Annotated in this window: 7 protein-coding genes; 2 read left to right on the top strand and 5 right to left on the bottom strand. The window is 74.2% G+C overall.

What is annotated here, in order from left to right; translation table 11 throughout:
- Nucleotides 1-29: 29 nt before the first annotated feature.
- The 4 genes from ACLBXP_RS04095 to ACLBXP_RS04080 all read right to left on the bottom strand — a co-directional run bounded on the left by ACLBXP_RS04095 (nt 30) and on the right by ACLBXP_RS04080 (nt 4,451).
- On the bottom strand, nt 30-1,112 hold the full coding sequence (locus tag ACLBXP_RS04095) for an MlaD family protein (protein WP_447666298.1): 1,083 nt from the start codon (nt 1,110-1,112) through the stop codon (nt 30-32).
- A gap of 82 nt (nt 1,113-1,194) precedes the next feature.
- Nucleotides 1,195-2,013: an ABC transporter ATP-binding protein gene (locus ACLBXP_RS04090; RefSeq protein WP_447666297.1), complete on the bottom strand. Its 819-nt coding sequence runs from the start codon at nt 2,011-2,013 to the stop codon at nt 1,195-1,197.
- A 4-nt stretch (nt 2,014-2,017) separates the two neighbouring features.
- The gene (locus tag ACLBXP_RS04085; protein ID WP_447666711.1) at nt 2,018-3,097 is read right to left on the bottom strand and encodes an ABC transporter permease; all 1,080 of its coding nucleotides are present in this window, start codon (nt 3,095-3,097) and stop codon (nt 2,018-2,020) included.
- Between the two features lie 190 nt (nt 3,098-3,287).
- Nucleotides 3,288-4,451, bottom strand: a complete 1,164-nt coding sequence (locus ACLBXP_RS04080) for an MFS transporter (protein WP_447666296.1) — start codon at nt 4,449-4,451, stop codon at nt 3,288-3,290.
- Between the two features lie 132 nt (nt 4,452-4,583).
- Between ACLBXP_RS04080 and ACLBXP_RS04075 the strand changes: the two genes are divergently transcribed.
- Nucleotides 4,584-5,711, top strand: a complete 1,128-nt coding sequence (locus ACLBXP_RS04075; protein ID WP_447666295.1) for a hypothetical protein — start codon at nt 4,584-4,586, stop codon at nt 5,709-5,711.
- Between the two features lie 156 nt (nt 5,712-5,867).
- Nucleotides 5,868-6,308, top strand: coding sequence for a DUF1489 family protein (locus tag ACLBXP_RS04070; RefSeq protein WP_447666294.1), 441 nt, complete (start codon nt 5,868-5,870; stop codon nt 6,306-6,308).
- 22 nt (nt 6,309-6,330) lie between these two features.
- Here the strand turns inward: ACLBXP_RS04070 and ACLBXP_RS04065 are convergent, their stop codons facing one another.
- On the bottom strand, nt 6,331-13,092 hold the full coding sequence (locus ACLBXP_RS04065; RefSeq protein ID WP_447666293.1) for an apolipoprotein A-IV repeat region-like domain-containing protein: 6,762 nt from the start codon (nt 13,090-13,092) through the stop codon (nt 6,331-6,333).
- Nucleotides 13,093-13,158: the final 66 nt, after the last annotated feature.

Here is a 13,158-nt window from a genome sequence, read left to right as displayed (position 1 = left end):
CGGCACATGGGCCGGGGGGCGGGCAGGAATTACCGCCCACCGTTGTATTCGGGCAACGACGGCTTGCCGCCGAAGATCACCTGCGACGGGTCGCGCTCGAGGTTCCGCACCGTCCGGTTGAGGGTGCTGAGCGTGCGCTGACCGTCGGACGAGAGCGCCTCGACCTCGCGGCGGCCGCTGCCGGAGAGGCGGCCGAAGCTCGTCGCGATGTTGGCCGTGCGCTTGTCGAGGTTCTCCGACAGCGTGCGGAAGGCCCGGCCCGCGTCGCGCACCGAGATCGCCGCGTCGCGAACCTCCGCGAAAGTGCTCGACCCGCTCTGGCCGGAGGCGGAGCCCAGGAACGACTCGGCTCCGCGCAGCACGCCGTCGATGCGGTCGGCCGAGGCGCTGAGCTTAGCCGCCAGCGCGCGGGCATCGTGGAGGCCTGCCTCGATGTCGGGACCGGAATGGCTCAGAGCCGCCGAGAAGCGGTCGGCGTTGTCCACGACGCGGTTCAGCTTCTCGCCGTCGATGGCCCGCACCAGGGCCGACACGGCGGGGCCGGCATCGGCCAGCGTCTTCGAGAACGACTCGACGTTGGCGAGCGTGCGATTGATGACGCCCTCGTTGCCGGAGACGACCTTGTCCAGGCGCTGCAGCACGTCGTCGGCCCGCTGCGCGATCTGCTTGGCGGCCGCCATCATGTCTTGGATGTCGGAGGAATCGGCAAAGATCGTCGGCATCTGGTCGCCCGAGCCCGGCGTCAGGGCCGGCGAATCGGCGTTGCCGCCGGACAGTGCGACGACGGAGACGCCGGTGAGCATCGCCGAATCGAGGCGGGCGCGGGTGTCGGCCCGCAAGGGGGTCGTGGGCTCGACCTTGACCATCGCCACGACCCGCCGCGGGTCCTGCGGGAGCAGGCGCACGTCGGTCACCTCGCCGACCTTGATGCCGTTGAAGGTGACGCTCGACCCCTTGGCGAGGCCGCCGACGCTGCCGGAGAAGACGATGCGCACGGCCTGGGCGACCTGGCTCGACGATCCGCCCTTCAGCCAGAAGGCGAAGCCGAAGCCGGCGAGCACGATCGCGATCGTGAAGGCGCCGATGAGGGCGTAGTTCGCGCGGGTTTCCATGGCTCAGCTCTGTCCCGCCCGGGAGGACGTCGCGCGGTGCGGGGCCGCACCCGCCGGGGAGCGGGCCGGGCGAACGGTCCGGTCAGGCATGGTGCGACGCCTCCGTGACGATGGAACGGGCGCGCTTGCCGTGGAAGTAGGAGCGCAGCCAGGGATGGTCGTGGGCCAGCATCGCGTCGATCGGCCCCTCGGCGATGATCTGCCCGTCGCCCAGCGCCGCGATGCGGTCGCAGGCCGTGTAGAGGCTGTCGAGGTCGTGCGTCACCATGAAGACGGTGAGACCGAGCGTCTGCTTCAGGGTCGCGACGAGCTCGTCGAACTCTCCCGCGCCGATCGGGTCGAGGCCGGAAGTCGGCTCGTCGAGGAAGAGGATCTCGGGGTCGAGAGCGAGGGAACGGGCCAGCGCCGCGCGCTTGATCATGCCGCCGGAGAGTTCCGAGGGCAGCTTGTCGGCGGCATCCGGCTTCAGGCCGACCATCTCGATCTTGAGGCGCGCGAACTCGTCGAGCAGGCGCTCGGACAGGTTGAGGTGCTCGCGCATCGGCATCTGGATGTTCTGCTTGACGGTCAGCGCCGAGAACAGCGCGCCCTGCTGGAACAGCACGCCCCAGCGCTGCTCGACCCGCCGCCGCCCCGCCGTAGTGAGCCCGTCCATGTCCTGTCCGAACACCTCGATGGTGCCCGAGCGCTTCGGCACGAGGCCGAGGATGGTGCGCGTCAGGACCGACTTGCCCTGGCCGGACGGGCCGACGAAGCCGAGGATCTCCCCGCGCCGGATGTCGAGGTCGAGCCCCTTGAGGATCGTGCGGTCGCGAAAGCCCACGACGAGGTCGCGCACGCGGATGATCGGCTCGGGCGCGCGCTGCGGGCGAACGTCCGGCGGGGATGCGGGCACCGTCATGGGCTCAGAAGTCGATGGCGGCGAAGAACACCGCGAAGAGGCCGTCCAGCACGATCACCATGAAGATAGACTTCACGACTGAGGCGGTGACGTGGCGACCGAGGGACTCGGCCGAGCCTTCTACGGCGAACCCCTCGATGGTGGCGATGAGCCCGATGATCAGCGCCATGAAGGGTGCCTTCAGGAGGCCGACCCAGAGGTGCTGCAGGCCGATCGCGACCTGCAGGCGGGCCAGGAACTGCTCCACCGTCAAGCCGCCGTAGAGCATCGCCGTCAGGCCGCCGCCGGTCAGGGCGGCCAGCGATGCGACGAGCGTCAGCATCGGCAGGCCGATCACCAGGGCGAGGATGCGGGGCACGATCAGGATCTCGATGGGGTCGAGGCCCATCACGCGCAGCGCATCGACCTCCTCGCGCATGCGCATGGAGCCGATCTCGGCCGTGAAGGCCGAGCCCGAGCGGCCCGCCACCATGATCGATGTGAGCAGCACCCCGAGTTCCCGCAGGATCAGGAGGCCGATCAGGTTGACCACGAAGGTCTGCGCCCCGAAGCGCTGAAGCTGGAAGATGCCCTGCTGGGCGACGATGCCGCCGACGAGGAACGAGATGAGGGCGATGATCGGCACGCCCCGCAGGGCCACCTGCTCGATCTGGTTGACGAGGGCGGTGCCCCGGAAGGTCGAAGGCCGCATCGCCACCCGCCCGCAGGCCGCGATCACCTCGCCCAGGAAGGCGAGGCCGGAGACGAGGTCGTGCCCGCCGCGCACCACGCGCCGCCCGAGGCCGTCGAGGGAGGCGAGAATGGCGTTCTGGCCGGGTCGGCGCGGCGGCGCGTCGCTGCGGATCGCCATTTCGCCGAGGAGGATGCGGTGTTCGGGTGCTGCCCCCGCGTAGGACAGCCGGCCGCCCGCCGCCTCGATCTCGCCGCGGGTCCGCTCCAGCACCCAGGCGCCGAGCGTGTCGAGGCGGATCACCCGCGCGAGGTCGACGGTGAGGCTCGCGCTGCGCCCCTGCTCCAGGATGCGCGCGGCCGCAGCCTCGACCGCCGGACCCTGGTCCGCGGTCCAGCGGCCGTCGAGCGCCACCCGTCCGCCGCCCTCAGCGGAGGCCCGGGCCGCATCGTCATTCGGGTTGGCCTGCCTTGCGGCGGCCCGATCGGCTCGCACGAAACCGCGCCTCCCTTGCACGCCGAGATGATGGGATCACGGTTACCATTCCGTCACCGTCGCGTGGCCAAAGCGTGGCGGCCGGCCGGCGCTCCACCGCCGACCCGGCTCAGGGCGCCCTGGCGGCGAGCCGTGTCAGGGCGAGGCCCGCGAGGGCGAGGGGGGCCATCAGCGCGAAGGCGAGGGCGCCTCCGGCCTCGTAGGCGAGGCCGCTGAGGAGGGCCGAGCCGGCACCCGCCAGGGCGTTGACGGCGCTGACGGTGCCCTGGGCGCGCCCACGGGCACCGTCGGGCGCGAAGGCCGACACCGCCGCCATGGCGCCGAGCTGGGTCGCCCCGAATGTGAGGCCGTGCAGGCATTGCAGGGCGAGGACGGGGCCGATCTGGTCGCCCACGAGCCACATGCCGATGGCGCGCACGAGCGCCGCGGTGCCGCCGAGGGCGAGGAGCCGGAAGGGGGTCCGCCAGCGCGCCGGCAGGCGGCCGACCAGGGCGAACAGCACGATCTCCGAGGCGACGCCGAGCGCCCACAGGGAGCCGACATGTCCGAGGGGGATGCCGGCGCGGGTCCAGTGGATGCTCGCGAAGGCGTAGATCGCGCCGTGGCTCGACTGGATCGCCGCCGCCGCGGCGATGCAGAGCAGGAGCTTCAGGGGGAGGGCGGGCCGCCGCCCGGCCAGGACCGGCGGCGGCTCGGCGGCCACCGATCCGCTCAGGGCCGCCACGAGGCTCGCGACGAGGGCGAGGCCGGTGAGGAGCAGCGGCACCGCGAAGGCTTCGCCGACCCGGGCGAGCAGCGCGCCGAACACCAGGTTCGCGGCGAGGAAGGCGATCGAGCCCGCCATGCGGATGCGTGCGTAGTCGAGGCGCGGCTGCCGGCGCACCGCACCGAGGGTGAGGTAGTCGATGCTCGGGACGAGGGGCGAGCCCGCCACAGCGTTGAGCAGGATGAGCCCGGCGAGGAGCGGCCAGCCCAGGGGCGCCGCCGCCGGCATCAGCGCGTAGGTGGCGGCGAGGGCGAGGCTGCCGAGGGTGAGGAGCGTGCGGGGGCCGACGCCGCGGTCGATCAGGCCCATCAGCGGCGCCGTGGCGACGATCTTGGTGGCGATCGGCAGCGCGACGAGCAGGCCGATGATCCGGGGGTCGAGGCCCCGGCCCGCCAGCCAGACCGGCATGAACGGCATCGCGACGCCGATCTCGGCGAAGACGACGCCGTAGAGGAGCGCGAGGCGGTACGCCCGCGTCGGTGGGGTCTGGGCTGAGGGTGGGGTCACGGGGCGGGCGGCGTGAGCGGAACGGGCCGCAGCGTAAGCGGGCGTTAAAGCCGATCTGTCAAATTGTTCCGGCTCGGCGTCCGCCTGAAATCACCGGTTGCGGGCGCCGAGAACGAGTTGAGGACCCGCCGCATGTCGAGCCCCCAAGCGCTGACGACGATCGAGCCCTCGGCCTACGACGCCATCGAGGCGGCGATGACCGAGAGCAGCCGCGGGCGCTGGTTCCTGGCCGAGTACGCGCGCCGCAACCGCACCGCCGACACCGAGATGCTGCTCGGGGCGATCGGCCGCATCGAGAACGCCGTGTCGGGCGAGCGCGGCCTGGAAGGCGTCGGGCGCCTGCGCGGCGACCTGATGGAGATGGCGAGCGCCATCGCGCGGACGAAGGCCGAGATCGCCGCCATCAGCGCACCCGACCAGGACCAGACCCGCCTCAGCGTCGCCTCGGAGGCCCTCGACGCCATCGTGCGGGCGACCGAGCGCGCGACCTCCGACATCCTCGGCGCGGCCGAGGAGGTGCAGGAGGCCGCCTGGACGCTGCGCGAGGGCGGCGCCGAGCCCGCGATCTGCGACGAGCTCGACCGCCGGGCCACGCAGATCTACACCGCCTGCTCGTTCCAGGACCTGACGGCCCAGCGCACCGGCCGCATCGTGCACACCCTGCGCTACCTCGAGGATCGCCTCCTCGCGATGATTGCGATCTGGGGCGATGCCGACGACGTGCCCCTCGCGCCCGACGCGATGGCGGGCCGCCCGCAGGCCGAGGCCCGGGCGGTCGACCTCGACCAGTGCGACGTCGACCGCTACATCGACATGGACGGCACGCCCGAGGCGGCTCCGTTCCGGGGCCCGCTCACCGGTGCCGTCCCGCTCTGCGAGGACATCGTCTTCGTCCACGCCGACGCGACCGAAGCCGAGCTTCCCGCCGCGGACGCCGCACAGGAGCCTGAGGCCGCGAGCTTCGACGTCGACCCCATGGCCGACCTCATGGCGGATCCCGCGGCCATGCCCGACGCGGACGAGAAGTCGGCCCTCGAAGCCGAGCCGGAGCTCGACTTTGCCGCGCCCGCTCCGGAGGCTGCGGTGCCGGCGGACGAACCGGCCGAGACCGCAATCGAGGAGCAGGACGAGCCCGCGACCGTCCTCGAGGTCTCGCCGGCGGATATTCTGCCGTCCAAGCCGCCGCCGCTCGCCGACGCCCTCTCGATCGCCGATATCGATGCCCTGAGCATCGAGGAAAAGATCGCGCTGTTCTCCTGAGACGGGCCCTCGGCCGCTCCGTCGCGCCGCAGGCCGGTGCGGCGCGGCGGCGATTCCCCTTTCGCGCCCGATGCTCTAACGGCGCGGGGCCGCGATCCCCGCCGGGGGTCGCCCCAGCGAGGCGGGCCGCCTCGCCCGAGGGCGTCTGCTTTCCCGATGGTCCTGCACCTCCTCAAGCTCAGCGTCGGTCCGAAGAGCATCGGGGACCTCGAATCCCGGCAGGCCCGCTTCCGGGCCGACGCCCTGCGCGAGGGGCGCGACCCCGCGCCCGCCCACGTCACGCGGGTGCTGCCGAAGCGTCACGCCGAGATCGCCGGGCGCGGCTCGATCTTCTGGGTGATCAAGGGGACCCTGTGCTGCCGTCAGGCGATCCTGGCGCTCCAGCCGGTGACCGGCAGCGACGGCGTGGCCCGCTGCCGCATCGTGCTCGACCCCGCGCTCGTCGCCGTCGCGCCGCGGAGCTGCCGCCCGTTCCAGGGCTGGCGCTACCTCGACCCGAAGGACGCCCCCGCCGATCTCGACCGCGCGACCGCCGGGGACCTCGCGGAGATGCCCGAGGCGCTCAGGCGCGAACTCGTCGGGCTGGGGCTCCTCTGAGGGCGCCCCAGCCCGTCGTCGGTCAGGCGCCCTCGAAGCGCCCGCTGGCATGGGCCAGCATGGTGTAGACCTTGCCGGTCTCCGAGGTCAGGTAGGCATCCGCCCGCCGCGTGTCCCGGTCGTTCTTGGCGACGTCCCCGAGGAGCCGCTCGAACTCGTTGACGTAGCGGTCGACCGTGCGGCGGAACTCCGCATCGGCCCGGTAGCGGCGCTGGATCTCCCCGAAGGTGACCCGTCCCTGCGCGGTGTAGATCCGCGGGTCGAACAGGTTCTGCTCGCCCCGGCGATAGCGCTCCCAGAGGTCCACCGCGGTGCGGTGCTCGATCATCCGCCCGATATCGGAGGACAGGGTTTCGAGGGCCGTGCGGCTCGCCTCCGGCGCGGCCTGCCCCTGGGGCGCTCCGGCGGGCACCTCCTCGTCGTCCAGGGAGGCGCGGGTCAGGAGGTCGGAGAGCCAGCCCCGCTTGTCCCCGTTCGCCGCAGGGCCACGGGGCGCAGCGGCCGGCGCACCCTGCGCGATGCGCACGCCGGAGCCCGCGGCCGGGGCCGGTCGCGCAGGAGCGGGAGCCGGCACCGGGGCCGGAGCCGGCGGCGGCGGCGCCTGCCGGGCGGCGGGCGCGGCGGGTGCCGGCATCGCGGCCGGGGCGGCGAGAGCGGCGGCACCCGAGCGCCCGGACTCGGCGACCCGGCGCTGCTCCGCCTGCGGCTGGACCACGTCGACCGTGCGGTTCGAGCGGGCGACCAGGGACGACAGCTCGTTGAGGGCCCGGATCTGGTCGGCGACCACCCGGCGCATCTCGCCGGTGGCGTCCTGCGTCTCCTGCGGGATCTCGAGGACACCACGGGCAAGGTCCGCGCGGGTGGCCTCCAGCTCGCCGCGGATGGCCTCCGCCATGGAGCGCAGGGTCGTCACCGACTCGCCGAACCCGCCGCGCGCCTCCTCGTAGACGCTGCGCAGCTGACCCGCCGCCTCCTCGATCGCCGCGCGCACCGCATCCGTGGTGCGCTCGCTCTCCGCGCCGGCGCCGGTGCGCAGGCGCTCGAACTCGGCGGCGACGGAGGCCGCGGCCCGCCGGGCGGCCTCGGAGAGGTTGGCGCCCACGGTGCGCGCGCGCTCCTCGGCACCGCGCAGGCTCTCGTCGATGGAGCGGGCGAACTCCGCCGTGCGCGCATCGAGGAGGCCGGACCGCTCCTGGAGACCGGCGAGCGCCGCGGTGACGGCACCCTCCCGCTCCGAGAGCGAGGCGACGAGACGACCCTCGATGGATTCGAGGGAGCCCGCCGCCGCGGTGAGCGCGCGGACATGCGCCCCGGTCTGCTCGGCGAGGCTGCGCCCGCGCCCGTCGAGGGCGGCCGCGAGCTCGGTGGCCTGCAGCAGGGCGCCCTGCGCGACGTCTTTCAGGGTCTCGACCTGGGTCGAGACGCCCTCGCTGGCGCGGCTCGTCTCGGCCGCGATCTCGCCGAGCGCGGCCTGGATCTGGTGCACGCGGCCGGCCAGTCCCTGCTCCACGGCGCCGAGGTTGGTGCCGGCCCGGGCGAGGAGATCACCCAGCGCCTCGTTGGCCCCGTCGATGCGGGACAGGACCCCCGACAGGTCGCGGCGGAGGCGGTCGTTGGTCTCCGTGAGGCCGCCGATCGCCCGCACCGCGCCGCCCTCGACGGCATCGCGCAGGAGCTGGGCGGACTCGGCCGAGCGGGCGACGAGCTCCTCGGTGCGCAGGCGCAGCGTCTCGGCGAGCGGCGTGCCGTTCTCGGCGATGGCCCGCTCGATCGCCTCGCTGCGGAGCGCGAGGCTGTCGGCGAGCTGCAGGACGGGCCCGTCGATCACGGCCCGCAGGCGCTCGACATGCCCCTCCATGGTCTCGGCCACCGCCCGGCCGCGGCCGTCGACGGTCTCGACCAGGGCACCGCCGCGCTCCTCGATGGCGCGGACGATGGTCTCCGCGCTGTCGGCCAGGCGCCGGGACAGGGCCTCCCCGCGGGATTCCACGAGGGCGCCGAGGGCGTTCGTGCGGCGCTCGAAGCCCGCCGCGAGGGCATCGCTCCGCTCGTCGATGAGGCTGCCGACCGCGGCGTTGCGGGCATCCAGCGCCTGCGCGAACGCGTCGGTGTGCGTCTTGGCCAGGGCCGCGTGAGTGGCGGCGCGCTCGTCGAGGGCCGCGGCGAGGCTCGCGAGCCGCGCGTCCACCAGCGACGCGAAGGCGTCGTGGCGGTCGTCGAAGGCCGTCGCGAGGGCGTCGCCGCGGGAGGCGACGAGGGTCGCGAAGATCTTCATGCGGCTGTCGATGCGCTGCGTGAACGCCTCGCTGCGGGCATCCACGACCTGGCCGAGGTCGGCGGTGCGGCCGTCCACCAGGGCACCGAGGGTGCGCAGACGCTCCTCGAACAGGTCGCCGAGGGACCGGGTGTGGGCCTCGATCCCCTGCGTGAGGTCGCGGGCCCGGCCCTCCACCGTCTCGTCGAAGGCGCGGACCCGGGCGTCGAGGACTTCCGCGACGGCGCGGGCCCGCTCGTCCACCGTCTGGTCGAGGACGCGCAGGCGCTCGTCGAAGACCCGGCTGATGCCGTTGACGCGGGCGTCCACGGTCTCGACCACCTCGCGGCCGCGTCCGTCGATCACGGCGTCGAGCTGGCGCAGGCGCTCGTCGAACAGCCCCGCGACGCTGCGCGTGCCGGCTTCGATGGCCCCCGACGCCGAGGCCAGCGCGCCCTCCACCGCGAGGGTGAGCGAGCGGCCCTGCTCGGCGAGCCCGGTCTGGAGCGGGCCCATGCGGTCGTCGAAGGTCCCGACGAGGCTCGTCGCGTGGCCGTCGAGCATCGTGCGGATCTGGCGGGTGCGGTCGTCGAGGAGGCCGTGCACGGTGCGCACGCCCTCGTCGAGCAGCGCGCCGATGTCGGAGGTGCGGTTGTCGAAGGTGCGGCCCAGGCGATGCTCGCCGTCGCCGAGCATCCGCTCGGCATCCGCGATGGTCTGCTGCAGGCGGGTGAGCACGCTCTCGCCCCGGCGCTCGATGACCTCGCCGAGGGCGGTGCCGCCGCGGTCGAACAGGCGGGCCAGCTCGGTGATGCGGCCGCCGATGGTGCCGAACACCATGCGGCCCTTCTCGTCGAGCTCCGTCGACATGGCGCTGGTGCGCTCGTCGATGAGGCGGGCGAGGAGGTCGGAGCGCTCGGCGAAGGCCGTGCGGATCGCCTCGGCGCGGGCGGCCAGCGCCGCGTCGGCGTCGCCGGTGCGGGCCTCGATCATGCCGACGAGCTCGCGGGTGCGGCCGGACAGTTCCTCGTCCACCGCCCGCGTCCGGGCCTCGATCAGCCGGATGGCGTCGAAGGCCTGCGCGCCGAAGGTCTCGTCGATCAGGCGGCTGCGCTCCTCCAGCGCGGTCCCGATCGCCTCCAGGCGGGCGAGCACGCCGCCGTCGAAGCGGGCCGCGCCCTCGTCGAGGCGGCCGGCCAGCGCCCGGCTCTTCTCGTCGAGGCGCAGGCTGATCGCGTCGCTGCGCTCGTCCAGGATGTCGCCGAGGCTCGCGGAGCGGCGGGCGATGTCCTGCGCGATGCCCTCGGCGCGCGTGTCGAGGGATTCGATCAGCGTGCGGCGGCCGTCCGCCAGAGCGGCGGTCAGGGCGTCGATCCGCTCCGCCAGCTCGCGGCCCTGCGTATCGAGACGTCCGCCGAGCTCGTTGCCGCGCTGGCCGAGGATCGCGTCGAGCGCGGCCGAGCGCTCGGCGATGGCCTGGGCGAAGCCCTCCGAGCGCGCGTCGAGGTTGCGCACGAGGTCGCCGCCACCCTCGCTGAGGGTGCGCAGCACGGCCTCGAACCGCTCCGCGAGATCGCGGCCCTGCGCCTCCAGGCGCGCCGCGAGGGCGCTGCCGCGCTGGTCGAGGCTGCCGTCTAGCTCCGCCGAGCGGGAGGCGAACTCGCGGGTGATCCCCTCGGCGCGCGCGTCGAGGGCCTGGACGAGGTCGCGGCCGCCCTCGGCCATGATGCGGGCCATCTCGCCGGTGCGCACGATCAGCGCCTCGTTGAGGGCCGTGGCGCGGGCGCCGAGGTGCCCGTCGATGTGGCTGACGAGGTTCGCGAAGGTGTCGCCGATCTCGCCGGTGCGCTTGGCCGAGCGGTCCTCCAGGGCGCCGAGATGCGTCTCGACGGCGGCCTGGGCCTCGCGGGTGCGCTCCACGATGGATTCGGCGACCGCCTTGCCCTGGACCGTGATGAGCCGGTCCATCTCCTCCAGGCGGCCGCTGACGACCTCGCTGAGGGTGCCGGTGTCGCGGGTGATGCGCTCGGCCAGGATGTCGCCGCGGGCGATCGTCTCCTGCAGGGTGGTGAGGCGGCTCGTCAGCACCTCGTCGATCGCGCGCACGCGGCTCTCGGTGGCCTCCGTGAAGGTCGCGCCGGTCTGGTTGAGGGCGTCGGCGACCCGGGCGCCCTGCGTGGCGACGGCCAGCACGATGTCGCGGCCGGTGCCGGCGATGCGGGCGTGGGTCTCCTCGGCGTGGGTCGCGAGCAGCGCCGTCATGCCCCGGCCGTGGTTGCCGAACGCCGCCTCGACGTCGCCGATGCGGGTGGTCAGCTCGCCGCCGATGCCCTGCGCGGCGCGCGCGAAGGCGTCGGACGCCTCCTCGGCCCGGGCGGCGAGGTCCGCGTTGAGGGTCGCCATGGCGGTGCGCAGCGTCTCGACGGAGGCCGAGAGGCGCTCGCCGACCTCGCCGCCGACGCCGTTCGCGGCGTCCCGGAAGCGGGCGATCAGGGTCTCTGTGCGCGCCTCGACGGCGCCGGTCGCCTCCTCGGAGGCGCGCCGCAGCGCCTCGGTGGCCTCGCCGAAGCGGGCGACGATCTCGGCCGTGCGCTGGGCCGCCTCGGCGTTGGCGCCGTCGGCGGTGTGGCGCAGGGTCTCGGCGGCGGCCTCGGTGCGGCTGCCGATCTCGGTGCCGAGGCTGTCGAGGGCGCTGCGCAGCGTCTCCACCGCGTCGCCGGCTCCCACCGCGAAGCTGTGGGAGAGGTTGCCGAAGGCCTGCTCCAGGCTGCTGCTCGCCTCCCGGGTGCGCAGGGCGACGAGGCCTCCGGCATCGTCGGCCGCGGCGCGCAGGCGCGTCTCCAGCTCGCCGCCGTGCAGCGTGACGGTCTCGTGCAGGCGGCCCGAGACGATTTCGATCCGCTCGATCAGCGCGCCGCCGCGGCCGCTGAGGTTCTCGGCCGCGCGCTCGGCCGAGCCGAGGAGGTCGTCGCGCATGCCGTCGACGCGGCTCGCGAAGCTCTCCACGACGCCGCTCGCGGCGAGCGCCAGCCCGGCCTGGGCATCGCGCCCGCGGGCCTCGATGAGATCGGAGACGCCGGCGCCGGCGTTCTCGATCTCGGCCCGCAGGGCCGCACCGGTCTCGGCGAAGCGGGCGGTGATGTCGCCGCCCATGGCGGTGAAGCGCTCGGTCAGCTCCCCGCCGCGGGCGAGGAACGCGTTCTCCAGGGCGCCGGCGGCGCGCTCGAAGCTGTCGCGGACCTCCGTGCCCTGGCGGGTCAGGCCCTCCACGACCCCCGCGCCGGTCTCATGCAGGGTGCGGGCGACGGTGCCGGCATCCGCGGCGAGGCGCGCCGTCAGGGCGCCGCCGGTCTCCTCGAAGGCCCGGGTGACCTCCGCGGCCCGCGTCTCGAAGGACTCCGTGAGCGTGGCGCCGACGTCGGCGAGGCTCGTGCGCACGCCCTCGCTGGTCGCCGCGAGGCGCTGGATCAGGTCGTCGCCGCGCCCCGACATCACCGCGACCACGCGGTCGCCCGCGCCGCCGAGGGCCGCCGTGATGGCGTCGCCGCGCTCGGCCAGCGCGCTCGTGATGGCGTCGCCCCGCGCATCGAGGGCGCCGGTGACGCGGTCCCCGGCGCCCGTCATCGCGGCCACGATGCGCTCGGCCGCGCCGTCGAGCTCCTGCGTCAGGTTCTGGTGCGATCCCGTGATGGCGCCGCGCACACGCTCGGCATTGGCCACGATGGCCTCGCGCTGGGCCACCAGCTCGTCGACGAGGGAGCGGATGCGGATCTCGTTGTCCGCGTAGGCGCGTTCGAGGGTCGCGATCTCGCCGCGCACCAGGGTCTCCAGCTCGCCCGCACGGGCGAGGGCCCGCTCGACGCCGTCGCCCACCGCCGCGACCTCGCGGCGAACGGTCTGCGACATGGTCAGCACCGCGTCTGTCGAGAAGCTCTCGGGCTCGGCGAGCCGCACCGCGACCTCGCCCACCGCCCGCGCGACGAGGCGCATTTCCTGCGCGCGCACGGCCAGCATGGCGGTGATCAGGAACAGCACCACCGGGCCGACGAGGGCCGCGGCACCCACCGTGGCCTGCAGGGCGGTGAGGCCGGCGACGAACCCGCGAAGATCGCCGCCGGACTGGCTCCAGGCGAGCAGCACCAGGCCGTTCAGCCACAGGAAGGCGGCGGCCGCGGCGAACAGGTAGGGCTTGCGCGAGGGGCGGACGCGCAGGGTCTGCTGGAGGATGCCGATGTTGCGGCGGTCGTCGTTGGCCACCAGCGAGCGGTCGGGCGGCAGCAGGCCGCCCTCGCGCTGCGGGCGCTCGCGGCCGGGCGGGGGCAGGTCCGAGGGGAGGGGCGCGTCGAGCTCGAGGCGCGGCGGAAGCTGGCGGCCGTGCGCCTCGACGAGCGGGTCGCCGTCGCCGATGTCGGGCAGGCGCGGCTCCGGGCGCTTCGGCTCGGCCGGGGTCAGAACGTCGAGGCTGAGCGCCTGCTCGATCGCGGACAGGGCCGCCTCAGCCGGATCCTTCAGCGTCTTTTCCGTGGCCATGCAACGCCTCGTTACGCGCGCCATCCCCGCCGTCCGCGCCCGGCGAGGGATGACCGAAAATGCCCG

This window comes from Methylobacterium sp. A54F (assembly GCF_053346035.1).
Note: the sequence above shows the minus strand (reverse complement) of the source record. Positions and strands in the feature narration are given on the sequence as shown.